This is a genomic window from Streptomyces sp. NPDC054047, from assembly GCF_055585065.1.
In genome coordinates, this window is record NZ_JBVJKV010000015.1 from 60455 (window position 1) to 83567 (window position 23113).

At 70.3% G+C, this 23113-nt stretch carries 23 protein-coding genes and 1 pseudogene; 17 read left to right on the top strand and 7 right to left on the bottom strand.

All coding sequences use genetic code 11. The annotated features are described in order from the left end of the window. Positions 1-5 precede the first annotated feature (5 nt). From ACZ6ZP_RS38515 to ACZ6ZP_RS38530, 4 genes are read left to right on the top strand one after another with little or no spacing between them, the layout of a single operon-like run. Positions 6-389 carry a TadE family protein gene (locus ACZ6ZP_RS38515; RefSeq protein WP_383820344.1) on the top strand — a complete coding sequence of 128 codons (384 nt, stop codon included), beginning with the start codon at positions 6-8 and terminating at the stop codon, positions 387-389. Beyond that, a complete protein-coding gene (locus ACZ6ZP_RS38520) occupies positions 389-832 on the top strand; it encodes a TadE/TadG family type IV pilus assembly protein (protein ID WP_469410278.1) in 444 nt (147 codons plus the stop codon). Before ACZ6ZP_RS38515 ends, ACZ6ZP_RS38520 begins: the two co-directional genes overlap by 1 nt. Continuing rightward, positions 829-1305 carry a TadE/TadG family type IV pilus assembly protein gene (locus ACZ6ZP_RS38525; RefSeq protein ID WP_383820340.1) on the top strand — a complete coding sequence of 159 codons (477 nt, stop codon included), beginning with the start codon at positions 829-831 and terminating at the stop codon, positions 1303-1305. The genes ACZ6ZP_RS38520 and ACZ6ZP_RS38525 overlap by 4 nt, the downstream gene beginning before the upstream one ends. Before the next feature lie 41 nt (positions 1306-1346). Further along, positions 1347-1988, top strand: coding sequence for a hypothetical protein (locus tag ACZ6ZP_RS38530; RefSeq protein WP_351170175.1), 642 nt, complete (start codon positions 1347-1349; stop codon positions 1986-1988). 3 nt (positions 1989-1991) lie between these two features. Here ACZ6ZP_RS38530 and ACZ6ZP_RS38535 read toward each other — a convergent pair whose 3' ends face one another. Then, positions 1992-2345, bottom strand: a complete 354-nt coding sequence (locus ACZ6ZP_RS38535; protein WP_351170178.1) for a hypothetical protein — start codon at positions 2343-2345, stop codon at positions 1992-1994. Positions 2346-2695: 350 nt separating this feature from the next. On the opposite strand from ACZ6ZP_RS38535, the gene ACZ6ZP_RS38540 reads away from it, so the two are divergent. Together ACZ6ZP_RS38540 and ACZ6ZP_RS38545 are read left to right on the top strand one after the other, a co-directional pair. After that, positions 2696-3313, top strand: coding sequence for a hypothetical protein (locus tag ACZ6ZP_RS38540; protein WP_469410279.1), 618 nt, complete (start codon positions 2696-2698; stop codon positions 3311-3313). 128 nt (positions 3314-3441) lie between these two features. Beyond that, entirely contained in the window at positions 3442-4365 is a 924-nt protein-coding gene (locus ACZ6ZP_RS38545; protein WP_469410280.1) for a hypothetical protein, read from the top strand. A gap of 81 nt (positions 4366-4446) precedes the next feature. Here ACZ6ZP_RS38545 and ACZ6ZP_RS38550 read toward each other — a convergent pair whose 3' ends face one another. Continuing rightward, on the bottom strand, positions 4447-5520 hold the full coding sequence (locus tag ACZ6ZP_RS38550; protein WP_469410281.1) for a hypothetical protein: 1074 nt from the start codon (positions 5518-5520) through the stop codon (positions 4447-4449). A 2-nt stretch (positions 5521-5522) separates the two neighbouring features. After that, positions 5523-6152, bottom strand: coding sequence for a hypothetical protein (locus ACZ6ZP_RS38555; protein WP_366461867.1), 630 nt, complete (start codon positions 6150-6152; stop codon positions 5523-5525). 450 nt (positions 6153-6602) lie between these two features. On the opposite strand from ACZ6ZP_RS38555, the gene ACZ6ZP_RS38560 reads away from it, so the two are divergent. The 4 genes from ACZ6ZP_RS38560 to ACZ6ZP_RS38575 all read left to right on the top strand — a co-directional run bounded on the left by ACZ6ZP_RS38560 (position 6603) and on the right by ACZ6ZP_RS38575 (position 12393). Beyond that, positions 6603-9602, top strand: coding sequence for a BTAD domain-containing putative transcriptional regulator (locus tag ACZ6ZP_RS38560; protein ID WP_469410282.1), 3000 nt, complete (start codon positions 6603-6605; stop codon positions 9600-9602). A gap of 138 nt (positions 9603-9740) precedes the next feature. Then, positions 9741-10457, top strand: coding sequence for a prepilin peptidase (locus ACZ6ZP_RS38565; protein ID WP_469410283.1), 717 nt, complete (start codon positions 9741-9743; stop codon positions 10455-10457). A 93-nt stretch (positions 10458-10550) separates the two neighbouring features. Further along, a complete protein-coding gene (gene mqnC / locus ACZ6ZP_RS38570) occupies positions 10551-11750 on the top strand; it encodes a cyclic dehypoxanthinyl futalosine synthase (RefSeq protein ID WP_351170196.1) in 1200 nt (399 codons plus the stop codon). A gap of 7 nt (positions 11751-11757) precedes the next feature. Further along, on the top strand, positions 11758-12393 hold the full coding sequence (locus tag ACZ6ZP_RS38575) for an amidohydrolase family protein (RefSeq protein WP_351170198.1): 636 nt from the start codon (positions 11758-11760) through the stop codon (positions 12391-12393). Between the two features lie 7 nt (positions 12394-12400). On the opposite strand, the gene ACZ6ZP_RS38580 is transcribed toward ACZ6ZP_RS38575, so the two are convergent. After that, the gene (locus ACZ6ZP_RS38580; RefSeq protein WP_469410284.1) at positions 12401-13414 is read right to left on the bottom strand and encodes a chitinase; all 1014 of its coding nucleotides are present in this window, start codon (positions 13412-13414) and stop codon (positions 12401-12403) included. A 329-nt stretch (positions 13415-13743) separates the two neighbouring features. Between ACZ6ZP_RS38580 and ACZ6ZP_RS38585 the strand changes: the two genes are divergently transcribed. The 3 genes and pseudogenes from ACZ6ZP_RS38585 (at position 13744) to ACZ6ZP_RS38595 (ending at position 17313) form a co-directional block, all read left to right on the top strand. Further along, positions 13744-14436: a demethylmenaquinone methyltransferase gene (locus tag ACZ6ZP_RS38585; RefSeq protein ID WP_361469059.1), complete on the top strand. Its 693-nt coding sequence runs from the start codon at positions 13744-13746 to the stop codon at positions 14434-14436. A gap of 216 nt (positions 14437-14652) precedes the next feature. After that, positions 14653-14721, top strand: a pseudogene (locus tag ACZ6ZP_RS38590) (zinc-ribbon domain-containing protein); the annotation flags it as partial. 399 nt (positions 14722-15120) lie between these two features. Continuing rightward, positions 15121-17313, top strand: coding sequence for a hypothetical protein (locus ACZ6ZP_RS38595; protein ID WP_469410320.1), 2193 nt, complete (start codon positions 15121-15123; stop codon positions 17311-17313). A gap of 50 nt (positions 17314-17363) precedes the next feature. Here the strand turns inward: ACZ6ZP_RS38595 and ACZ6ZP_RS38600 are convergent, their stop codons facing one another. Together ACZ6ZP_RS38600 and ACZ6ZP_RS38605 are read right to left on the bottom strand one after the other, a co-directional pair. Beyond that, positions 17364-17711 carry a PASTA domain-containing protein gene (locus tag ACZ6ZP_RS38600; protein ID WP_383820321.1) on the bottom strand — a complete coding sequence of 116 codons (348 nt, stop codon included), beginning with the start codon at positions 17709-17711 and terminating at the stop codon, positions 17364-17366. A 30-nt stretch (positions 17712-17741) separates the two neighbouring features. Continuing rightward, positions 17742-18266: a GNAT family N-acetyltransferase gene (locus ACZ6ZP_RS38605; protein ID WP_351170211.1), complete on the bottom strand. Its 525-nt coding sequence runs from the start codon at positions 18264-18266 to the stop codon at positions 17742-17744. 97 nt (positions 18267-18363) lie between these two features. On the opposite strand from ACZ6ZP_RS38605, the gene ACZ6ZP_RS38610 reads away from it, so the two are divergent. Genes ACZ6ZP_RS38610 through ACZ6ZP_RS38620 form a run of 3 tightly spaced genes read left to right on the top strand, consistent with a single transcriptional unit; the run spans position 18364 to position 20773 of the window. Continuing rightward, complete coding sequence (locus ACZ6ZP_RS38610) at positions 18364-19653, top strand: geranylgeranyl reductase family protein (protein ID WP_351170213.1); 1290 nt, start codon at positions 18364-18366, stop codon at positions 19651-19653. 7 nt (positions 19654-19660) lie between these two features. Then, positions 19661-20398 carry an IclR family transcriptional regulator gene (locus tag ACZ6ZP_RS38615; RefSeq protein ID WP_361469052.1) on the top strand — a complete coding sequence of 246 codons (738 nt, stop codon included), beginning with the start codon at positions 19661-19663 and terminating at the stop codon, positions 20396-20398. 48 nt (positions 20399-20446) lie between these two features. Further along, positions 20447-20773 carry a putative quinol monooxygenase gene (locus ACZ6ZP_RS38620; RefSeq protein ID WP_351170218.1) on the top strand — a complete coding sequence of 109 codons (327 nt, stop codon included), beginning with the start codon at positions 20447-20449 and terminating at the stop codon, positions 20771-20773. Between the two features lie 106 nt (positions 20774-20879). Here ACZ6ZP_RS38620 and ACZ6ZP_RS38625 read toward each other — a convergent pair whose 3' ends face one another. Further along, positions 20880-21698: a C40 family peptidase gene (locus ACZ6ZP_RS38625; protein ID WP_366461871.1), complete on the bottom strand. Its 819-nt coding sequence runs from the start codon at positions 21696-21698 to the stop codon at positions 20880-20882. Between the two features lie 1048 nt (positions 21699-22746). On the opposite strand from ACZ6ZP_RS38625, the gene ACZ6ZP_RS38630 reads away from it, so the two are divergent. Beyond that, complete coding sequence (locus ACZ6ZP_RS38630) at positions 22747-23106, top strand: NADH-quinone oxidoreductase subunit A (RefSeq protein ID WP_003992243.1); 360 nt, start codon at positions 22747-22749, stop codon at positions 23104-23106. Positions 23107-23113 lie beyond the last annotated feature (7 nt).

The window sequence follows — 23113 nt, forward strand, 5'->3', positions numbered from 1 at the left end:
CCGGCATGACCGCGATCGAGTTCGTGCTGCTCACCCCGGTGCTGTTCTTCATGATCTTCGCGACGGTGCAGTTCGCGCTGTACTTCTTCGCGGATCACGTCGCCCAGGCCGCGGCCCAGGCGGGTGCGCGCAAGGCCCGTGCGACGGCCGACGAGAACCCGGGCGGCTGGCGGGGCGAGGCGCGGGACGTGGTCGACGCCTACATCCGGCAGCTCGGCCCGCAGTTGGTGCTCGGCCCGGACGTGAAGACGGTCGAGCCGAAGGCGAACACGGTCGGCGTGGAGATCACCGCGAAGGTGCCTTCCGTCTTTCCCGGTCTCGACATGACGGTGCGCGCGCGGTCGTCCGGACCGGTGGAGCGGTTCGTCGAGGAGGGCGAGGGCGGCTGATGAGGAACGTATGGGTACGTGCTCTTCTCCGGTACCGCGCGCTCGGCCTCGGGTCCGACCGGGGTCTTTCGACGATCGAGGTGGTCATCCTCGCGCCCGTGATGATCCTTTTCATCCTGATCCTGGTGGCCTTCGGTCAGCTCGTCGACGGCCGGGGAGCCGTCGACGGCGCCGCGCGTGACGCCGCGCGCGCCGGATCGATCCAGAAGGACATGGGCACGGCGATGGCCGAGGCACGGGCGGCGGCGGAAGCAGACCTCGAGGGCGTCTGCGTGGGCCCGGTCACCGTCAGCCAGACGAGCGCGGGCTTCGTCCCCGGCACGTTCTTCACGGTGGAAGTGAGCTGTGAGGTAAGGGGCCTGGCCATGCTGGGCCTCGACATGGAGACGACACTGAAGGCCAGCTTCAGCTCTTCGCTGGACCCCTACCGGAGGTCGGCGTGAGCACCGCTACTCGTATCGGCCCGCGCCTGCGCGCGTGGGTGGCCGCCCGCCGCGAACGCCTGGACGACCGCGGCTCGGGCGCGGGCGCCGTCATCATCTTCGCGCTCGTCTTCCTCTCGCTCTCGGCCTTCGTCATCGACGGCGGCCTGTCGATCTCCAAGCGGGAGCGGGCCGCGGACATCGCGGAACAGGCCGCGCGGTACGCCGCGCAGGATCTCGACACCGAGGGCATCTACGAAGGTGCCAAGGGCGCGCCCATCAACTTCGAGAACTGCGGCGCGCGAGTACAGCAGTACGCCCGCTCGACGGGCATGCGCGGCGCGGACGTCGCGGCGACGCACTGCGTGACGGCGAACGCGAACCAGGTCGAGGTCGAGGTCCAGCTGACCTACAGCCCGGTGTTCACGGGGATGTTCTACGGCGGCGACGTGACGGTGCACGGCCGCGCGGCGGCGGAGAACGCGGTCGGCTGACGCCGGCGGCGGTGAGTGTTGTCGAAAGGACGAGGACAGCCATGACCCGGTATACGGAGCCGCGGACCATCGCTCGCGGCGGGTTCAGCATCAAGGTGCCGGAGACGTGGTGGGAGTTCGACGTGCGGCCCGAGTCGCGCGACGCCGCCATCCGGCAGATGATCAACGACCGCGTACGTCAGCGCCCGGAGCTGGCCCCGTATCGGGAGGACTTCGAGGGCTTCCTGCGCAAGGCGTCGAAGGATGCCTGGCAGTCCGGCGCCCTGTACTGCGGCTGCATGGCGGAGAGCTTCGGCGGCGATACGCCGGTCACCGGCTCGGTCACGGTCTCCCTGGTCGGCGCCCGCACGGCGAACGGCGACGTCCTGCCGACGGACCCGGACCGCATCGTCGCCCAGCTCGGCGTGCGCGAGGCCAGGCGGGAGGGTGACGCGTGGCGGAAGGTGAAGACGGTCGACATCCCGGGCGTCGGGCTCGCGGCGCGGACGTACGGCCTGGAGGACATCTCCGTGCCGGGCGACGAGCGCACGATCCGCGTCGTCCTGATGCAGACCTTCATTCCGGTGCCGGGGCAGGAGGGCAAGGTGGCACTGGTCTCGGGCAGCAGCCAACAACTCGAACTGGCGGACGCGTTCTTCGACATCTTCGACGCGGTGACGTCTACGTTCCGCTTCGCGGAGTGACGGCTACGTGCCGTCTTTGCCCTTGCCCTTTCCCGTGCCCGTGCCCTTGTTCGGCTTCACCGCGTCGTTGACCTCCTTGGCCAGCTTGTCGTCCAGCTTCTTGAACTCGCGTACGACGGCGTCGGACAGTTCGGCGAGGGCGGTCAGCTGCTGGCCGATGTCCTCGCGGCCGTCCTCCCAGTTGGACTCGAAGTCCTCGAGCGAGTCGTACACGCCGCCGTCGCCGATGTCGTCCCTGTAGGACTCGAAGGTCTTCTTCGTCCGGTTCATGCGGTCCTTGATGGAGCGCAGCCGGGATCCGTAGTCCTCCAGCTCGGTGAGCGGGACCGCGAGGTCGCTCTTTCCCTTACCGCCCATGTTCGTATCCCCCTTGGGTGCCGAGGTAGAGCTTGCCGCCCGGAGCGATTCCCGCATAGCTGTTGCGGAGATCTCATCGTCCCACTCGGCCGCGAGAGGGTCGAGCCGAAACCACTGCGGCGTTCAGGCCGCCCCGCGGGTGGCGCCCGGCGTCGTAGACGCCTCGAAGGGCATGCGCGGCGAGGCGTCTACTTGAGGGGTCAGCCGGACTCATCCGACATTCACTCCGGGGACGACGATCATCTGGTGACCTTCGGGAGCGGCGGCGGGTTTTACCTCCTGTCCCCGTTTGCAGGAGGTAGGTCCGGATGCGTACGAGAGTGGCGTCGTCGTCGCTGGTTGGTGTGGCTGTGGCTGTGGCTGTGGCTGTGGTGGTGCTGGCTGGGTGCGGTGGTGGCACGGAGCCCGAAGGCTCCGACGAGATCGCTGGAGTGGGCGAGGGGGCGAAGGCCTCGCCCGAGGCGCACCCGGTGCGCGACGGGATCGCACGGCCCAAGGTGTCGCTGCCGCAGGGGGACCAGCTCGTCTTCGTGCCCCGGGAGACGGGTGACGCGAGGACGGACGCGGTGCTGCGTGACAACGCCGAGTACTTGCGGGCCATCGACGAGGCGATCGGGAACCAGGACCCCAAGGCTAGGGCGGTGGCCTTCTACAGCAAAGGTGCGGCCTACCTGGACTCGGTGGACTGGATCGGCGGCTTCGTCGAGGAGGGCACCACGGTGACGGGGACGGTGCGTTACGTCGATCGTCGGGTCACGTTCGGAAAGGACGGTTCAGCCGGGCTCACGTACTGCGGGGACGAGTCCAAGGGCTACACCAAGAACCTCAAGACGGAAAAGACCAACGTCACCCCGGTCACCAAGGATTCGTACGTCTTCTACAACGACCGGCTGAGGAAGAACACCAAGGGCGTGTGGCAGGTCACCAAGAGCGTTTCGGAGCGAGGCAGCAAGGCCTGTCGCCCATGACCGGCCGCCATGGCGCGGCATCCGCGCTCACCGCGTTCGCGGTACTCCTTCTCATCATGCCGACAGCCGCGCCGAGTTGGGCTGACCGGAGCCACAACGGAGGGTCCAGCGAAGAAGCGAAGGGTGGCATGAGCGGCGGTGCCATCACTGTGGAGACGAGGGTGCGGACGTCGGTCGGCGGTGGCTCGACCGGCATGTCATCCACGACCGGCTCGCTGGCACCGGTGAGGCCCGACTGGACGCCCCCGGCGTGCTGGTACGAGCCCGCGTTCTCTCCGAAGGAGATCGAGCGCACCGTCAAGGCGTGGCGGAGGTTCGGGGCGGGGGCTCCGCTCGTCGGTGGGATCGGGTACGTCATCAGCGACGCGCTGGAGCACCGTTACAAGGACGGCCATCCCTACAAGAACTACAACCTCTCCAAGCAGGGCGAGGGCATGTTCTGGGCGCCCGTGGTCAATCCGAACCGTGAGGGCGAGCCCGAGGCGACGGCGTGCGACCGGCAGCCCTTCTGGGTGGACAAGGGGCAGACTCCGGACGAGCCCCTGGCCGTCTCCCCGGAGGTCCTCGCCGAGTACGCGTACGACGAACTCCCCGTCCCCGGCACCGAGATCAAGATGGCGCCGCGCGGCAGGTCCACGGTGAACCTGCCCACCTGGGTCTGGCTGGACAAGGCCAGGTTCAAGAAGATCACCGTCACCGCGAGCCTGCCCGGCACGGGCCTCTCGGCGACGACGACGGCCGAGCCCGAGGCCCTGCACATCGATCCGGGCACGCAGGACGCGACCCGTTTTCCCGCGTCGGGCGCGTGCGCGATCCGCAAGGGCGGCGGCATCGGCGAGCCGTACGTGCGAGGCAAGGCGGAGAGGGTGCCGCCGTGCGGGGTGACGTACCTGCGCTCCACGGCCGCAGACGAGGCGTACGCCGTCCGGGCCACGCTCAGTTGGAAGATCCACTGGACCAGCACCACGGGCGAGGGCGGCTCGCTGCCGTCCGGCTCCTTCGGCGCGACTCAGCGGATTCCCGTACAGGAGATCCAGTCCGTGAACCGCTGACCCCGGCCAGGGTCCGCCGGTGAATCGCCGTCAATGCCATATCTCGGGGTCGAAACCAGGCCTGGGTCGCCACCTCTTGCCTCAGCGGTTGATCGACTGGATTTCCTGGACGTCCATGTCCTGGGTCGTCTCGAAGGTGCCGTTCGGCAGCAGGTGCTTGCCGTCGTTGTCGGAGCCCTCCCAGGAGATTTCCCAGGTGATCGATGCCTTCAGTTGGTACGGCTTTCCGCCCGTCGCGCGGAGGTACTTGATGCCGCACGGCGGGTCCTGCTTCGACTTGCCCTTTGCGTAGGGCGTGCCGATGCTGCCGTCTTCGTTGATCTCGCATTCGCCGGAGGCGGGGAAGGTCTCCGCGTCGGACGTGCCCGGTTCCAGGTGGAGGCTCTTCGGCTTGGCCGTGGTCTCCGCCCACAATCCCGTGTTCGGGAGCTCCGCGCGGACCTTGACGTCCTTGAAGGTGCCCTTGTCCAGCCAGACCCAGGTCGGCATGTTCACCGTCGACTTGGCCTCCGGCTTCAGTTCCACCTCGGTCTCGGGGACCTTCACCTTGTCGTAGGCGTACTCGGCGAGCATCTCCGGCGTCGGGGCGTGCGGGATGTCGGGGACCGTTCCCGCGTCTTGCCAGAACATGATGCGGCCGCAGTCCCAGGAGTCCGGGTCGGTGTCGTCCGGTGCGACACCGCGCCAGAAGTAGCCGTCCTTGCCGATGTTGTAGTTCTTGTAGCCCTCGGCGCGGCTGTTCTCGTCGTCGAAGTTGTCGTTGGCCTCGCCCTTGTCGTAGTGATCGATGAAGATCGCGTCCGACCAGAACTCGTGGATGCCGGCGTCGTCGACTTCTCCGGCCTCCGCGGCCTTCTTGAGCTGCTCCGGCGTGTAGGCGGGCTCGTACCAGCAGGCCGGGGGCTTCCAGTTGGGGTCGATCGGCGCGAGGTTCCCCTTCTTGCCGCCGCCCTCACCACCGCTCTTGTACGTGACCTTGATCGAGGAGTGCGTGACCCCGGCCCCGAGGTTGCCTTCGTCGTCCACGCTGCCGCCGCCTTCATGGCCCGGCCCGCCCAGCGCCAGCGCGGGCGAAGGGACGAGAGCCGAGACGATCGCCAAGGGGGCGATCACCCGGACGGCAACGGTTCCTATGGCGCTGCGAGTGGAGCGCATGATCAGCATCCTCCCGGGGCGGTCTCCACCGAGGTGGTCATCCAGACTCCGTTGTCGCTCTTCTCGAGCGCCGTGCGGTACTGGACCTTGGGGGACTCGCCTTCGGGGGTCCCCTCCTTCTTGCCGGTCTTGAGGTCCTTGCTGAAGCCCTTGCTCTCGTCCACGCAGTAGAAGAGGGTCGCCCGGCCCTTCTCGCGGATCTCCGCCTCGGGGCTGAAGGCCTTGATCTCACCGGTGATCGTCAGCCCTTCGTAACCCCTGACCCACTTCTCACCGCTGGCGAGGGCGGAGCGGGCGCTGTAGAAGGCCAAGTAGTCGGCCTCGGGGTCGGCTTCACCGATCGCGGCGTAGGTTCCGCGGAGTCGTTCCTTGCCGTCGTTCAGGATCGACTGGATCTTCGGATCGCTGTCCGTCCAGCCCTCGAAGTCGGCCTTGAAGGACGTGGGCAGGGTGATCTTAGGACGGTCGACGTCCGACGATTCCGACGCGGTGGGCGACGGTTTGCCCGACCCCTTCCCCGCCCCCTCGATCCTGTCCGAGGAGTCATCGCCCCCGCCGCCTCCGCAGGCGGTCAGGAGCAGGGCCGCGCTCGTCACCAGCGCGGTCACGGTGGGCAGGGTGCGACGGGCCACGATTGCAGTCCCCCAGAGTTCGGCGTGTGTGCAGGAGAGAATGGAGCCGGACGAAATTACCAGGCGTGGGTAACCAGTACCGGTGGGCCTTGTGAAGGTTCTCGTGTTCTGTGCGGTGACGGAAGCGAACGCGAATGACGGGGCCCCAAGTGCTACGGGGGCGCAGCGATTCCGTGCCGGAACTGTGACGCGGGGGAGTGAAGGGGGGATGCGTGCCTGTTCTGGGCGGGCAATCCCGGGCGCGAGAACGGGCGGAGGCGGACCGTAAGCGGGCGGAGAGAGTGCCGCTTAACTCTCAACTCGGGCTCAAACGGGCACCCGCGCAAGACCCTTGGGCACCGATGCCTCTGTATGACCTTCGGCCCCTTCCGTACCATCGCCTCAGTACCCTCAGCGCACACACCGCTGATCCCTATCCGCTCCCTCTCAGAGGACACCAGGACTCCCGCCATGGCGCGCACCACTTCAAGTTCGAACGGCGGCCCGTCGGCTCCACGGAATCGGACGCCGCAGCCGCTGCCCCGGCGTCGTCGTACGTTCGGGGACTTCGTCAAGGCGTTCCTCGCCTTCGTCGCGTTGGCCGTGCTCGTCATCGGCGTCCCTGGCGCGCTCGCGTACGCCGTGGGGTGGCCGCTTCCGGGCGGTGCGCCCTCGCTGGACTGGTTGCAGCAGGAGATCACGGTCGGGACGTTCATCAACGTACTGACCGTCGTCGTCTGGCTCGCCTGGGCCCAGTTCACCGCCTGCGTGCTGGTGGAGGTCAAGGCCGCGCTCTCCGGGGTCGGGATGCCGGGGCGCATTCCCGGGGCCGGTGGCAGTCAGCTGCTCGCCCGGCAACTCGTCGCCGCCCTGCTCCTGGTCGGCGCCACCGCCGCCAGCTTCGCGCCGGGGCTCTCGCAGTTCGGGCAGTCCCTGGAGGGGAATCAGAAGCCCGCTTCCGCCGCCTCCGCCCAGCAGACCCCCGGCGGTCTCTTCGGGCAGGAGCAGGCCGGGAGCGCCGCAAGTGCCGTCGCCGAGCAGGCCGAGCAGGCCGCCGCGCAGGCCGGCAGCAGCGCCAAGGACGGGGACACCAAGTACTACCGGATCCAGCCGCCCGAAGGACGGCACCACGATTCGATGTGGGAGATCGCCGAGCGGCACCTGGGAGACGGCCGCCGGTACAAGGAGATCTACCAGCTCAACAAGGACCGCGAGCAGCCCGACGGGTCGCGGCTGTCCGAGGCCAGCCTCATCCGGCCGGGCTGGATCATGGAGATGCCCGCGGACGCGCACGGCGGCGAGCTCGTCGAGATGCCCGACGAGGCGCCCAAGGTCTCGCAGGACGTCAAGGAGCAGATCTCCGACTACGCCAAGTCCGGGGACCACGCCAACGAGCAAGGCGGCGGCCAGCAGGGTGGCGGCGCCACGGAGCAGGGCGGCGGCGGGTCCGTCGACCGCGACACCGCGCACATCACCATTCCCGAGCAGCGGCCCTCCGACGGCGCGCGGCAGGAGGCGCCCGTCGCCAGTAGCGGGAGTGAGTCCGAAGGGTTCTCCTTCGGGCTGCCCGAGGCGCTCATCGGCGCGCCTCTCCTCGCCGCTGGACTCCTCGGCGCGCTCGGCCGCCGTCGGCGTCACGCCCTGTGGCAGTCGGCCATGGGCGCCGTCGGCGGACGTCGCGGCATGGAGCCGCCGACGCCGACCGGGGGCGCGGCCGCCGCGCAGGACGCCCTGCTCGTGGGGGCCGACCCCGAGGGCGTACGCCTTCTTGATCTTTCGCTGAGGGGGCTCGCCGCCGCCCTCGCCGAGGAGTCGCGCGCGCTGCCCACCGTCTACGCCGCCTGGCTCAGCAACGGCGATCTGCACCTCCAGCTCGCCCAGCCCGCCGGACGGCCGCCCGCGCCCTGGCAGTTGGGGCAGGACCAGACGTTCTGGATGCTGGCGCGCACCGACGCCGAGCAGTACGAGGACGTGGACACCGCCGCTCCCTACCCGGGGCTCGTCAGCCTCGGCACGCTCGACGACTCGCGGCTGCTGCTCAACCTCGAAGCCGTGCCCGGTGTCGTGTCGCTGAGCGGGACCGAGGCCGACCGCGCCGCGGTCTTCGCCTCCGTCGCCGCCGAGCTCGCCACCAACGGCTGGTCCGACCGCATGACCATCACCCTCGTCGGCTTCGGGCAGGACCTGACGCCGCTCGCGCCCAACCGGCTGCGCCACCTCGACGACATCGAGGCGCTCATCGAGACGATGGAGGCCGAGACGCGCCAGCGGCGCGGTGCCCTGGGCGCGGCCGGGCACGACTCCGTGCTCACGGGTCGTACGGGGCCCGCCCAGCACACGCGCTGGGCGCCGCACCTGGTGCTTCTCGCCGCCGAGCCCACCGGCGACGACGCCGTGAAGCTCGCCGAACTGGCCGCGGACGCCAGCCGGCTGGGCATCGGCTACCTCGTCGGCACCGAGTCCGGGGACATGCCGGGTGCCGCCTGGGAGATGGAGATCACGCCCCAGGGCAAGCTCCTCGCCCCGCTGCTCGGGCTGGAGCTGGAGGCGCAGACCCTGCCCGAGGCCCTGCAGCGCTCCGTCGTGGAGCTCTTCGTCGACGCGGACCCGGGCGAGGGCGGCACACCCGGTTCGCCCGGTCAGGCCGGTTCCGGTCGTACGGCCACCGCTCCGCCGTTCCTCGTCGACGTCACCGAGCAGGGGCGGCCCGCGGTGTACGCGCGCCTCGTCGGTACGTACGAGATCATCGGCCTCGACACGCCTGACGGCGAGCGCAGCCCGCTGATGCACGAGGCGCTGGCGCTGCTCCTGCTGCACCGCGAGGGTGTGCACCCCCGGGTGCTCGCCTCCGCGCTGTGGCCGCGGGGCGTCACCGAGGACGTACGCGACGCGCTCGTCGACCGGCTGCGCGAGTGGCTCGGCACCGAGCCCGACGGATCGCCGCGGCTGCGGGCCGACCAGAGCGGGCGGCTCACGCTCGCCAAGTCCGTCGTCTCCGACCTGGATGTCCTGCGGTCGCTCTACCACGAGGCGACGCAGGGGCGCGGGGCCAACAGCCGGGCCGTACGTGGGCGGATGCTCACCGATGCGCTGGTGCTGGTGCGGGGGCCGTTGCTCGCGGACCGGCCGCAGGGGCGGTACGCGTGGCTCACGCACGAGATCATCGACGCGCAGCTGCCGCTGCTCGTCGCCGACATCGGGCTCGCCCTCTCCGAGTTCCACCTGGAGAAGGGGCGCGCGGAGAAGGCCATCGAGGCGCTGAACGCTTCGCTGAATTCCGCGCCGGGCGATGAGCGGCTCTGGAACGAGCTGCTGCGGGCCACCCATGCGGTGGGCGACCCCGGTCGCCTTCAGCAGGTGGCCGCGGATCTCGTCGCCCGGAGTGGGGCTCGGGGCGTGCCGCCCCGGACGGAAGCCCTGCTGGACGAGCTCCTGCCTGCCTGGCGCAGTGGCCTCACGGCTGTCAGCTGACGCCGGCTGAGTCGGCACTCGGCAGCTTCGGCGTTGTGCCCACCCTTCCCCAAGCTCTCGGCTCCGCTCGAGCAGGGGAGACCCCAATCGCCTTGCGGAACGCCTGCCTACAACGGGGGAGACGGTTATCTCGTGTACGTGACGCTCATCATCGGCGCCCTCCTCTGGGGCGCCGTCACGGGGCTGCTCGTCCCCCGCGCCGCGTACCGGCTCTCCGTCTCGCCCGATGAGGCGTGGCGGGACAGCTGCCCCGGCGGGCATCCCGTCGGGGGGTGGGTCGGGCTCGCGCGGTGCGGGGAGGACGGGACCCGCTACGGGCCCCGGACCGCGGCCGTCGCCACCGCCACCGCCCTCGTCTGCGCCGCCCTCGCCGCCGCCACCGGCGCGCGGCCCGAGCTCGGCGTCTGGCTGCTGCTCGCGCCCTTCGGGGTGCTGCTCGCCGTCGTGGACTTCGGGGTGCACCGGCTGCCCGACGTGCTCACCCTGCCGCTCGCCGTGGCCGCGCTCGCCCTCCTGGGGGCCGCCGCGCTGCTGCCCGAGCACGGTGGGTCCTGGCTGCACTCCCTGTACGGGGCGCTCGGGCTCGCCGGGGCGTACTTCGTGCTCTTCCTCATCAGTCCGAACGGCATGGGCTTCGGCGACGTGAAGCTGGCGCTCGGCCTGGGGGCCGCCCTCGGCTGGTACGGGTGGGGCGGGGTGCTGCTCGGCACCTTCGCCGGGTTCCTGCTCGCCGCCCTGTACGGGACCGGCCTGGTCATCGCCCGCCGCGCGGGGCGCAAGACGGCCATCCCGTTCGGGCCGTTCCTGATCGGCGGCGCGTTCGTGGGGCTGCTGGTCGGGGCCTACGCCGCCTGACGTCGGGGCCTACGCCGCCTGACGTCGGGCGGCCGGACCCCCTGGCGTACGCTGGATCGGTCCGTCCAGAACCCTTACGAAAGGGACGCCCCGGTGACCGAGAAGGCCGACCTTCAGTCCGTCCTCGACCGTGCCGCCGCAGGTGGGCGGATCAGCGCCGAAGAGGCGCTCGACCTCTACCGCGACGCGCCGCTGCACGCGCTCGGTGCCGCCGCCGACGCCGTGCGCCGCCGCCGGTACGCCGGGACCGAGCACATCGCGACGTACATCATCGAGCGGAACATCAACTACACCAACGTGTGTGTGACCGCCTGCAAGTTCTGCGCCTTCTACGCGGCCCCCAAGGACACCAAGAAGGGCTGGACGCGCGACCTCGACGACATCCTGCGGCGCTGCGCCGAGACCGTCGAGCTCGGTGGCACGCAGGTCATGTTCCAGGGCGGGCACCACCCGGACTTCGGCGTCGAGTACTACGAAGAGCACTTCTCGGCGATCAAGAAGAACTTCCCGCAGCTGGTCATCCACTCTCTCGGCGCCTCCGAGATCGAGCACATGGCCCGCATCTCGAAGGTCTCCGCCGAGGAGGCGATCCAGCGGATTCACGCCGCCGGGCTCGACTCCTTCGCCGGTGCCGGTGCCGAGCTGCTCCCGGCCCGCCCCCGCAAGGCCATCGCCCCGCTCAAGGAGAGCGGCGAGCGCTGGCTGGAGATCATGGAGATCGCCCACGGGCTCGGCGTCGAGTCGACGTCCACGATGCTCATGGGCACCGGCGAGACCAACGCCGAGCGCATCGAGCACCTGCGGATGATCCGCGACGTGCAGGACAGGACCGGGGGCTTCCGGGCCTTCATCCCGTACACGTACCAGCCCGAGAACAACCACCTCAAGGGCCGCACCCAGGCGACCATCTTCGAGTACATCCGCATGATCGCGATCTCGCGGATCTTCCTCGACAACGTCGCCCACATCCAGGGTTCCTGGCTGACCACCGGCAAGGAGGCCGGCCAGCTCACCCTGCACTACGGCGCGGACGACCTCGGCTCCGTGATGCTGGAGGAGAACGTCGTCTCCTCCGCGGGCGCCAAGCACCGCAACAACCTGCGCGACATGATCGACATGATCCGCACCGCGGACCGTGTGCCGGCCCAGCGCGCCACGACGTACGAGCACCTCGTCGTGCACGACGACCCGGCGAACGACCCGACCGACGACCGCGTCGCCTCGCACATCTCGTCCACGGCGATCGAGGGTGGCACGGCCCACCCCGAGCTGAAGCTGCTGGCCTCCAACTGATGCCGCTGTGCTGACGGTTCACGCCGCGCCGCTGGTCCTGCCGGTCGGCGCGGCGCCGGTTCCCGGGGGTGCGGTACTCGTCGACGGCGACCGGATCGCGGCCATCGGGACGTACGAGGACGTGGTGGCCGCGCAGCCGCGCGCCCGCGTCCGGCAGTGGCCCGGGGTGATCACGCCGGGTCTCCGGCAGTGGCACGGCCGCTGGCTCCTGACCCGCGTCTACCACCCCGATCCGCGCGAGGCCGACGAACTCGGCACCGAGCCGATCGTCGGTTTCGAGTGCGACGACGACTCCCGGTGGGCCGGGAGCGTACGGCGCGGTCTGCAGCGCATGCTGGCGCACGGCACGACGCACGTCGGCGGGGGCTTCCCGGACGGGGTGCGGCAGGCGGTGACGCGGTCCGGGCTTCGCGAGGTGGCGGACGCGTGGCGGCTTGCGCCGCCGCTGACGACCGGCCCTGACCTCGACCCCTTCGTCGAGGGGATCGACCTGGCCGGTACGGTCCACGGTCCGTTGAGCGTGGGCGGTCGCGCCGACCTCGCCGCCTTCGACGTACGTGATGAAGCCGGGCTCCTGGCGCAGGGCTCGGGGACGTGCGTCGCCACGGTCCTCGGCGGACGCCTGGTGTACCGGCGGCGGTAGGGGCCGGTCAGCCTGACAGCGTTTCCGCGAACGCCCCCGCCTCCTGCTCCACCCCGCTGCACGTGTCCTGGGCCTTCGCCGTCGACGTGCCCTTCGCGCACTCCTGGTCGCGGAACGACGTCCACATCGACAGCCAGGCCACGCCCTTCTTCTCGCCGTACGCCCGTAGTTGGGCCGCGTCGGCGAGCGTGAACGTCTCGCCCTTCACGTCGTTCACGCCGATCATCGCGGTGACCGCGAGGCCCTTCCAGCCGTTCCTGTCCGAGAGGCCGAAGGCCTTCTTGATCTGGGCGTGCGCCTTGGTGGCCGACGTGATCGCGTAGTCGCCCATGTCGCCGGTGTAGGACGTGCCGTAGTTCATCGCCATGATGTTCACCGTCGAGACCCGTGCGTCGTGGTCGTTGGCGGACTCCAGGAGCGCCACGCTGTCGGCGTCCAGGCCCGAGGGCATCACGGGGAGCGTGAACGTGGCCTTCAGGTCGCGCTTCTTCTGGAGCAGCGCGATCGCCTCGGAGCGGCGGGCGACGGAGGCGGCATCCGTGAGCGCGTCGCCCTCGATGTCGAAGTCGGCCTCGGTCGCGCCCGTGGCGTCCAGGACCTGGGCGTAGGCGTCGGCGAGTTCGGACGCGCTGTCGCAGGTGAGCGCGAGCTCCTTGCCCGCGGCCCCGCCGAAGGAGACGCGGACGGCGCCGCCCGATGACTTCAGCTTCGCGATCCGGGACGCCACCGCGTCGTCGCCGATGTCCGTGGTCCCGCCCCACACGGGCGCGCAGTCGCCGCCGTCCGCGACGACGAAGGCCAGGTTGTACGTCGACGGGGTGCCGGAGCTGTCGCCGTCCCCGGCGGTCGTGGCACTGACGTACGGGGCGAAGGCGGTCGTGGATTCGGGCGCGGAGGACGCCGTCGTGCTCTCGGCCGTGCCTGCGGGGGAGTCCTCGCTCGCCGAGCACCCGGAGCACACCAGCGCGGCCAGACAGACGAGACCGGCGGTCGGCTTCAGCAGGCGCCGGGTATTTCGCACGCCTCGTATATTCCGCACGTTCACTCGCTCACTGGCTCGGGAAAGGCTGACGTTTTCAACGTACCCGGAATGGCCGGTGGGCACGAATGGCCGTCAACTCTCCCAGCTCAGTGACAGGTTGGCGCGATTCTCACGGTCCGCTCACTTCCCCTCAGGGAGTTTTGCGAAATTGCCCTGCTTGCATCCATCAATGCATTCCGATTCTGCCGTCGAAAAGCGTGCCGCGGCCAGGCCACGGCGAACTGGAACCACAGGCCGCCCGGCGCGGGCCCCGGATGCTGCCGTGAGCCGCTTTCCTGAGCCGGTGCCCGTACTGCCACAATGGTCGGGTGACCCGCGCATCTCTGGACAAGCAGCCGCACGAAGTCGCCTCGATGTTCGACGACGTGGCGGAACGGTACGACCTGACGAACGACGTGCTGTCGCTCGGGCAGGCCCGGCTGTGGCGCAAGGAGGTCGCGAAGGCCGTCGACGCGCGGCCCGCGCAGAAGGTCCTCGACCTCGCCGCGGGGACCGCCACCTCCTCGCAGCCCTTCGCCCGGGCGGGCGCGTACGTCGTGCCCTGCGACTTCTCGATCGGCATGCTCCAGGTCGGCAAGGGGCGCCACCCCTGGATGCCGTTCACGGCCGGGGACGCGACGAAGCTGCCGTTCAAGGACGACACGTTCGACGCCGTCACGATCTCCTTCGGCCTGCGCAACGTCCAGGAGACGGACGAGGCGCTGCGCGAGATGTACCGCGTGACGAAGCCCGGCGGCCGGGTCGTCATCTGCGAGTTCTCGCACCCGACGTGGACGCCGTTCCGCACGGTCTACGAGGAGTACCTGATGCGGGCGCTGCCGCCGGTCGCGCGCGCCGTCTCCTCCAACCCCGACGCGTACGTCTATCTCGCGGAGTCCATCCGCTCTTGGCCGGACCAGCCGGCGCTGGCCGCGCGGTTGCGGGAGGCGGGCTGGTCGAAGGTGGCGTGGCGGAATCTGACGGGTGGGGTCGTGGCCCTGCACCGCGGGTTCAAGGCCTAGGCCTGCGGCTTTCCCACGCCTGAACCGGAGCGCGCGGAATCCTGCGATGTGAACCGAGTTGACGGGAACCAGCCGCCGGGCAAGATGTGTCCGTTGTGATACGACCCCGCCGACGCGGCGGTGTCGATGCGAAGCCGCTCTTTCGCGTCGGCCGCCGCGGGATCGTTCGGCGCGGGTCGGTGTTGCTGGTCATCTCCCCAATGACGGAGCGTTCCCATGGCGTCGTACTGCCCTCACTGCGGGGCACCCACCCCTGACGAGGCCCGCTTCTGCATGAAGTGCGGGCACGAGCGCCCGCGCGACACGTCGGTGGACGCGGGTCCCGCGGAGCTGCCCGCGGCAGAGCTCGGTGTGCCTACCTCGGCGGACGCGTCGGCTGAGGCTGACGCTCCGGTTCCGGCTGCGGCTGCGGCTGCGGCTGCGGACGAGGCTGCGGACGCGGAGGAACCTGAAGCGGAAGCTCCCGCAGGCGGGGCCGAAGACACGCCCGCGGGGCCCGGGTACACCGCAACTTCCCTTCCCGCGCCCCCACTTCACCCGGTCGTGGTGCCCACCGTCCCCGTGTCACCGCCTCCGCCCGTGCATGCCCCCGGGGCCCCCTCGCCCCTCGGTGCCTTCTTCGGGCGGGCGTTCCGGGGGGACTGGGCCGGAGCCGCTCAAGCCGCGCTGTGGCCCGTTGGGTTGGTGCTCGTCGCCGCCGTCGCGCTGGCCGTTCCGTCCTACGGGCAGGGCGAGGAGAGTGACGTCGTCGGGTTCGGCGAGCGGCTGCGGATCGCGCTCGCGCTGCTGCTCCAGGCCGTGGGCGGCGGCTTCGAGATCTCGGGCGGCGAGCGGCAGCAGTCTTCCGTCTTCGGCGGCGAGAGTTCCAGCATGGACGTCGCCTTCGACGGCAGCGCCACGCTCCACCTCATTCCGCTCACCGCCACCGCCCTGTGGATCGGGGCCCTCTTCATCGGCGTACGCGTCCTGCGCAGCCGCGTCCTCCTGCGGACCGGAGGCCACGGCGGCGGCACGGCCGGGCTCGAAGCGGCCGTGCGCGTCACGCTGTTGGTGACCGTCGGCACCCTCGTGCTCAGCCTCTTCGCGCAGCCCGAGATCGAGGGCGTCGAGCTCTCGTCGTCGCCGGTGCTCGCCGCGCTCGGTGCGCTCGTCCTGGGACTCGCCGTCTCCTGCGGTGTGCTGCACCGCGACGACCTGGCCCCCTGGCTGGCCCGACGGCCCGGCTGGCAGGCGGCGTTCCGCGCCACCGGCACCGCGCTGCGGGCGCTCGCGATCGTGCTGGCGCTCTGCTCGGTCGTCGCGTTCATCAGCCTCGCCCAGATCGACGACCTGGAAAGGCTCGCCGACCTCGACGACGCCGATGTGTCCCCGCTGGTCATCGCCCTGCTCGTGCTGCCGAACCTCGGCGTCGCCGCGCTCGGCCTGGGCTGGGGGGCGCCGCTCAAGGCGTCCGTCGAGGGCAGCAGTTCGGCGTACGGCGGCGGCTACGAGAGCGAGTCCTTCGGGCTCTCCGAGCTCGGCGACGTCACCAACGACTGGGCGATCGTGGGGGCGTTGACGCTCGGGCTCGTGTGCGCACTGACGCTCGGCATCCTCGCCGCACGCCGATCCGCGCACCGGGGCGAACAACTCCTCGCAGCCGGGATCTTCTTCGGGCTCTTCCTGATCGTCGCCGGGTTCGGCGGGTTCGGCGTCGACGCCACCGGAAGCGCCTCGTCGGAGTTCGGCGGCGGCGCAGGCGGGAGCGGTTCGGGCAACGGCAGCTTCGACGCGGGCGTGAGCGTGCCGGACGCGCTGCTGTTCGGGCTGCTCTGGGTCTTCGCCGCGGCGTTCCTCGCGCCGTACCTGCTCCAGATGGCGGGGCAGCGTACGGGCATCGTCCCGGTCCCGGTCCCGCCGGTGCCGCCGATGCCGGTCGGCGGTCCCGCGGGCGCGCCCGAGGCTCCAGGCGCCGCGACCGCCGATGTCGCCCTGGCGGACGCACCGACGGCCGGAGTAGCCACCCCCGTGCCCCAGCTCCCCGCACCCCCGGCCCCCGCGCCGCCCCAGCACGCGTACGACCCGGCCGCGAACCCCGGCTACGCCCCCGCCGCCTACGACCCCCACGCCTTCCAGCTGCACCAGCGGGGCCCGGCCACCCCCAGCTCCCGCCGCACCGCCGTGTGGGTCGGCACCCTCGCCGGTGCCTTCCTCATCGGCAGCGGTATCGCGGCCGGCGTCCTGCTCTGGCAGAACAACGAGGACGGCAAGGCCGACAACGCCGGGGGCAAGGACGACAAGCCCGCCGTCACCCGGACCGAGGACCCCACCGCGTCGCCGTCACCGTCCCCCTCGTTCACCCCGACCGAGGAGCCGAGCGAGGAGCCGACCGAGGAGCCGACCGAGAGCCCGGACGCCCTGGCCGACGCCGCCCCCGAACTGCCCGCGGGCTACGACCTGGTCTCTGACGTGAGCGGCTTCGAGTTCGCCGTGCCCGACGGCTGGAGCCGGCAGGGCGAGGACCGGCCGGGGCAGATCGTGTACGCGGGGTCGACCGGCCGGGAGGAGTTCCTCGTCGGCGTGGTGCCGAACGCCCCGTACACCTCGTACGAAAACTTCACGACCATCGAGAAGGACGCCAAGAAGGACCCGAAGAAGTCGGACTACCAGCGCATCCGGCTGGAGCCGAACACCTTCCAGGGGCGCAGCGGCGCGATCTGGGAGTACACCTTCACCGACACGGCGGGCCGCGAGATCCACGCGGTGAACCAGAGTTACGTCGCGGACAACGGCACCGAGTACGCCATTCAGCTCTCCTGGCGCGCGGACTTCTGGCCCGCGGGCGAGGGCGAGAAGACCCACAGCACCGCGCTGGAGCACTGGCGGCTCAACGGCTGAGGCACCCGGCGGCGCTACAGGCGCTACAGGCGTCACCGGCGCCCCCGGCGTCACAGCGCGGCGCCGACCTCGTTCCCCGGCTCGTCCAGTTCCTGTCGCAGCCCGCCGTCCGGAGGCCCCGGGCGGCGCGGCTCGCGCACCCCCGCGCCGCCCTCGCCCTCGTCGGGGCCGAGATCGAACCAGACGGTGACGACGGCGTCGCGGGGGATCCACGTGTCGGGGGGCGGGTACTGCCGGACCACGAAGTCGAGGACCACCAGATGGAAGTCGGGGCGGTCCGGCGCCGCGAGCAGCAGGCCGTGCTTCGCCGCCGACTCGCGCGCGTCCACGGCCATGAGACCGATCAGCCGCGGCACGCGCACTTCGGCCGTCCTGGGCGCCTTCGGCACAGATGTCACCCCCCAGCGGTACCGGGAAGGGTAGACCCGCTACAGCGCGAGCCGGAAGCGATGGGCCTCCCGCTTCGACACCGGAGACGTCAGCGTCTGGGCCAGTTCCATGCCGAGCCGCCGGGTCACCGCGGCGGACCGTTCGTTGCGGACGTCGACCATCGCCACCACGTCCCGTACGCCCGCCGCGCGCACCCGCTCCAGGGTGGCCTGCGCGGCGGCGGTCGCGTACCCCTTGCCCCAGGCGGCGCGGCCGAGCCGCCAGCCGATCTCGATCTCGCCCTTGGGCCCCCAGTCGTGCGGCCAGGGCTGCGCTCCGGTGAAGCCGATCGGCTCACCGTCGGCGTCGAGCAACGTCCAGAGGCAGAAGCCGAGTTCGGCGTCGTGTCTGCGCTGCCGGGCGGTCAGCTCCTCGTACACGGAGAGCTCGGCCGACCTGCCGCCGTGGAACTCCATGACCTCCGGGTCGTCGAAGAGGCGGTGCCAGACGAAGGCGTCCTCGTGGGTCGGCACGCGCAGGTGTACGGCGGGCAGGGTCTTGGTCGGCAGTGCCTGCTTTGTCACGGGTGGCCCTTCGGCTGGCTGATCAGTACCGCTGCATAGACTGCCCATATCCCGTGCCCTCCGGCACACAGATTTCGAGCCTTGGGGAGAACCCGCCGTGACCCAGCCCCAGCCCCTCACCGAACACACCGCTGATGTGATCGTCGTCGGGGCCGGGCCAGCCGGTTCCACGACCGCCTACTACTTGGCGAAGGCCGGACTCGACGTACTCCTCCTGGAGAAGACCGCGTTCCCCAGGGAGAAGGTCTGCGGCGACGGCCTGACCCCGCGCGCCACCAAGCAGCTCGTCTCCATGGGAATCGACATCTCCGAGGAGGCGGGCTGGCTGCGGAACAAGGGCCTGCGGATCATCGGGGGCGGTGTTCGCCTCCAACTGGATTGGCCGGAACTCGCCGCCTACCCGAACTACGGCCTCGTCCGTAAGCGCGACGACTTCGACGAGCAGCTCGCGAACCAGGCCCAGAAGGCGGGCGCCCGGCTGTACCAGCGCTGCAACGTCGGCGCCCCGATCGTCGACGACCGCACGGGCCGCATCACCGGCGTGCACGCCAAGCTCGGCGAGGAGAAGACCCCGGTCACCTTCCACGCCCCGCTGGTGGTCGCCGCCGACGGCAACTCGACGCGTCTCTCCCTCGCGATGGGCCTGCACCGCCGCGACGACCGCCCGATGGGCGTCGCCGTCCGTACGTACTTCACCTCGCCCCGCCACGACGACGACTACCTGGAGTCCTGGCTGGAGCTGTGGGACCGGCGCGGCTCCGAGGACCGGCTCCTTCCCGGCTACGGCTGGATCTTCGGCATGGGCGACGGCACGTCGAACGTCGGGCTCGGCATCCTCGACTCGTCCTCCGCCTACAAGGAGCTGGACTGGCGCGAGGTGTTGAAGGCCTGGTGCGCCTCGATGCCCGAGGACTGGGGCTACACCCCGGACAACATGACGATGCCGATCCGCGGCGCCGCCCTGCCGATGGCCTTCAACCGCCAGCCGCACTACACCAAGGGCCTGCTCCTGGTCGGCGACGCGGGCGGCATGGTGAACCCCTTCAACGGCGAGGGCATCGCGTACGCCATGGAGTCCGGGCAGATCGCGGCGGACGTCATCGTCCAGGCGCACGCCCGGCAGACACCCGCCCAGCGCGAGTTGGCGCTGCACCGCTACCCGAAGGTCCTCAAGGACACGTACGGCGGCTACTACACGCTGGGCCGCGCCTTCGTGAAGCTCATCGGCAACCCGAAGGTCATGAAGATCGCCACCCAGCGCGGCCTGACCCACCCGATGCTGATGCGCTTCACGCTGAAGATGCTGGCCAACCTCACCGACCCGACTGGCGGCGACGCGATGGACCGCATCATCAACGGTCTGAGCAAGGTGGCCCCGAAGGCGTGAGCACCCCATGAGCGCGGACCCCGGTCCCGCGTCGGTGGACCGGGCGCTCGACCTCCTGGAGGCGATCGCCCGGGCCCCCGGCCCCGTCCCCGCCAAGGTGCTGGCCGGTGAACTCGGCTGCGCCCTGTCGACCGTCTACCACCTGCTCGCGCCGCTCACCGCGCGCGGACACGTGGAGCGCACGGGCGCCGGGTACGCGCTCGGGCCGCGCGTGCCCGCCCTCTACCGCTCCTTCCAGCGGCACGCCGGGATCGACGAGGCAAGCAGAGGGCTCCTGTTGGGCGTACGAAGGGCTGTCGGCGCCCACGCCTATCTGAGCGCGCGGCGGGGCAGCCGGATCGCGGTCGTCGACAGCACCGCGTCGCCGGGGGAGGCCGACCCCTTCGAGGTCGGCCTCGACCAGGGCGCCCACGCCACCGCCCACGGCAAGGTGCTGCTCGCCTCGCTGAGCCGGGCGGCCAGACGCCGCTATCTCGACGCGCACGGACTGCCGCGCCTCACCGAGAACACGATCACAAGCCCCGACCGCTTCGAGGCCGAGCTGCGCCGGGTGCGCGCGGCGGGCGTCGCCGTGTCGGTGGGGGAGACGGACCCGGCGTTCACCTGCGTGGCCGTGCCGCTGCCGGACAGTGCGCGGGCCCTGTCGGTCTCGCTGCCGACCGCCGCCTACCGCGGGCGGCAGCGGGAGTTGGCGCGGGTGCTCACACGGGCGGCGCGGCGCGGGTTTCCGACGCTGCCGGAATAGGGACATCTCCGGCTTGCCCGGCGCGGCGGTCGGCAGGACGCTGGCCGCATGATTTTCATCGCCGTCAAGTTCACCGTCCGCCCCGAGTACGCCGACAGCTGGCTGGAGCGGACCGCCGAGTTCACCCGGTCCACGCGCGCGGAGGAGGGCAACCTCTTCTACGACTGGTCCCGCAGCGTGGACGACCCGAACCAGTTCGTGCTCCTGGAGGGCTTCGCCTCGCAGGAGGCCGGCGCCGCGCACGTCGGTTCCGACCACTTCAAGGCCGCCATGGAGACGATGTCCGAGTTGATCGCATCGACCCCGGAGATCATCCACACCGAGATCCCGGGCAGCAGCTGGTCCGAGATGGGCGAGCTCTCGCCGAAGGGCTAGCCGGGGGCGCGGCCCTCGGGCCGGGGCGTACGGCTCGTCGAGCACACGGAAGGGCCGGGGACCCCACCACGGGGTTCCCGGCCCTTCTGCGTAGCTGTGAGGGCCCTCAGAGGACGCGCACGGCGCCGTCGGCCGGGTAGCCCGACAGGTCCTGGATGACAACGCCCTTGCTCGGGTTGGCGGCGTCGAGGTACTGACCGTTACCGATGTACACACCCACGTGGTACGCGGAGCCCGCGCCACCCCAGTAAAGGATGTCGCCCACCTGGACGTTGGAGAGCGAGACCGGGGTGCCCGCGACCGACTGGTCCTGCGAGACGCGCGGAAGGTCAACGCCCGCCTGCTTGAACGCGGCCTGGACGAGGCTGGAGCAGTCCCACGCGTTGGGTCCGGAGGCACCCATGACGTACGCGTCGCCGAGCTGGGCCTTGAGGAAGCCGATGACCGAGCCGACGCTGCCGCTGGCCGGGGCGGGCGCCTCGGCGGTCGAGGCGCTGGAGCTTGAACCGGCGGCGCTGAGCGTCGTGCGCTCGGCGGAACGCGACGCGCGCTCCTCTTCCGCCTTCTTCTTGGCGGCGGCCTCGGCCTTCGCCTTGGCCTCGGCCTTCTTCTCGGCCTGCGCCTGGTCTTCCTTGGCCTGCTTGGCGGCCTTCACGGCGGCCGCGTCCTGCTCGGCACGGAGCTGGTAGCTGTCGGCGGTCTGCTGGGTTGCTTCAGCGGACTGCGCGATCTGCGTGGAGAGATCCGTGGTGAGCGTGGGCATTTCGATGGTCTCGGTCACCGGCTCGGCGGCGGTCGCCGTTCCGGCGGCGGCGGCCACTGCCAGGGTGCTGAGGACGCCACCGGCAACTCCGGCGCGCAGGGCCATCTTCGAGGCGCTACGACGGGGCTTCCGGTGGCTGGGTATGTGAGCGGTGTGGGACATGAGAACAACCGCTATCAGGGAGTCAGGGTTCCCTTCAAGAAACGTGGGCTGCGCCACAGTTGCCCCCGGCGGCCTCGAATCCCGGGCGTGTCACTTCTTATTGACGCCGTAACGGGCAATGCGGACAACGGCGATCACGCCTGTGATCATGGGTTTTCTGCGATACGCCCGAATTGCCCGTGGACTACCACCGGTTGAGCCGGTTGGCCAACCCCGGTTTCTCCGCCACGATCACTCGTGTGGCACAGGTCACAGGTGTGGCCCTAGGGGATCTCCCTGAGATCCCGCCGAGACCTTCCCGAGATCTCCCGAAGAATTCAGGGGTGTTGTCGGCGGTGTCGCCGGCGTGGGGGATCGGTGACGGATCGACGGGGAATCGACGGTGGATCCGCGGTGGATCCGCGGTGGATCTACGACGAGGCGGCGCGAAGGGCACATGTCGGGCGCTCGCGAAGGCGCGTACCGACCGCACGTGAAGGGGTGCGTGCCGACCGCTCATGAAGAGGTGGGTGCCGAGCGCTGGTGAAGGTGCGCGCCGGGTGCTTGTGCGGAGGAGTGCCTGGCGCTGATGCGAAGGCGTGCCTGGTGCTTGTGCGGAGGCGTGCCGGGCACTTGTGAAGCCGCGCGCCCGCCGCTCGTGAATCGGTGCACGCGTTCATGGCCGTCCACCTTCATCCACACCTCTCCCGCCAAAGTGTGAACGAGCCGCCACTATCAAGCCAGCGCGTCCAGCGCCAATTTGCTTGCGGCGGCCATCGCTTGATAGGGCGACCCCCTCCCGACCAGCGGTAACTCGCTGAGATGTCACCTCTGGTGATCACTCAGGCGCTTCGCGTATGAAGATCACCGCTCATCCGACTTCATGATCCTTCGTCAGGTGGTGGAGATCACAAAGCCGTTGTCGCACCCCGTGTCGCAGATCACAGACCGGCGGGCATAAGATGCGGGGCAGTTGGGCTTGTGACCTGCTTCACATGTACGCGATCTTCGCGGGCCGCAGTCCAATGCAACCGCCAACAGTCAGTGCCGACTGAGAGGAGCGAGGAGCGTGAATGCCTATGCGCCCATCCTCGTGCTGGGAGCCCTCGGGGCAGGCTTTGCGATCTTCTCCGTGGTCATGGCCACGCTTATCGGTCCAAAGCGGTACAACCGCGCCAAGCTCGAGGCGTATGAGTGCGGAATCGAGCCGACGCCGACTCCGGCCGGTGGCGGGCGATTCCCCATCAAGTACTACCTGACGGCGATGCTCTTCATCGTCTTCGACATCGAGATCGTCTTCCTTTACCCCTGGGCCGTCACCTTCGACGCGCTGGGGATTTTCGGGCTCGTGGAGATGCTGCTCTTCGTGCTCACCGTCTTCGTCGCGTACGCGTACGTATGGCGGCGTGGCGGCCTGGAATGGGACTAAGGGTCTG

Excerpts from the sequence above, each read along its gene's own strand:
- ACZ6ZP_RS38515 (WP_383820344.1), top strand. The coding sequence starts at position 6 with ATGACCGCGATCGAGTTCGTGCTGCTCACCCCGGTGCTGTTCTTCATG.
- ACZ6ZP_RS38520 (WP_469410278.1), top strand. The coding sequence starts at position 389 with ATGAGGAACGTATGGGTACGTGCTCTTCTCCGGTACCGCGCGCTCGGC.
- ACZ6ZP_RS38530 (WP_351170175.1), top strand. The coding sequence starts at position 1,347 with ATGACCCGGTATACGGAGCCGCGGACCATCGCTCGCGGCGGGTTCAGC.
- ACZ6ZP_RS38535 (WP_351170178.1), bottom strand. The coding sequence starts at position 2,345 with ATGGGCGGTAAGGGAAAGAGCGACCTCGCGGTCCCGCTCACCGAGCTG.
- ACZ6ZP_RS38545 (WP_469410280.1), top strand. The coding sequence starts at position 3,442 with ATGAGCGGCGGTGCCATCACTGTGGAGACGAGGGTGCGGACGTCGGTC.
- ACZ6ZP_RS38550 (WP_469410281.1), bottom strand. The coding sequence starts at position 5,520 with ATGCGCTCCACTCGCAGCGCCATAGGAACCGTTGCCGTCCGGGTGATC.
- ACZ6ZP_RS38560 (WP_469410282.1), top strand. The coding sequence starts at position 6,603 with ATGGCGCGCACCACTTCAAGTTCGAACGGCGGCCCGTCGGCTCCACGG.
- ACZ6ZP_RS38615 (WP_361469052.1), top strand. The coding sequence starts at position 19,661 with ATGAGCGCGGACCCCGGTCCCGCGTCGGTGGACCGGGCGCTCGACCTC.
- ACZ6ZP_RS38620 (WP_351170218.1), top strand. The coding sequence starts at position 20,447 with ATGATTTTCATCGCCGTCAAGTTCACCGTCCGCCCCGAGTACGCCGAC.
- ACZ6ZP_RS38625 (WP_366461871.1), bottom strand. The coding sequence starts at position 21,698 with ATGTCCCACACCGCTCACATACCCAGCCACCGGAAGCCCCGTCGTAGC.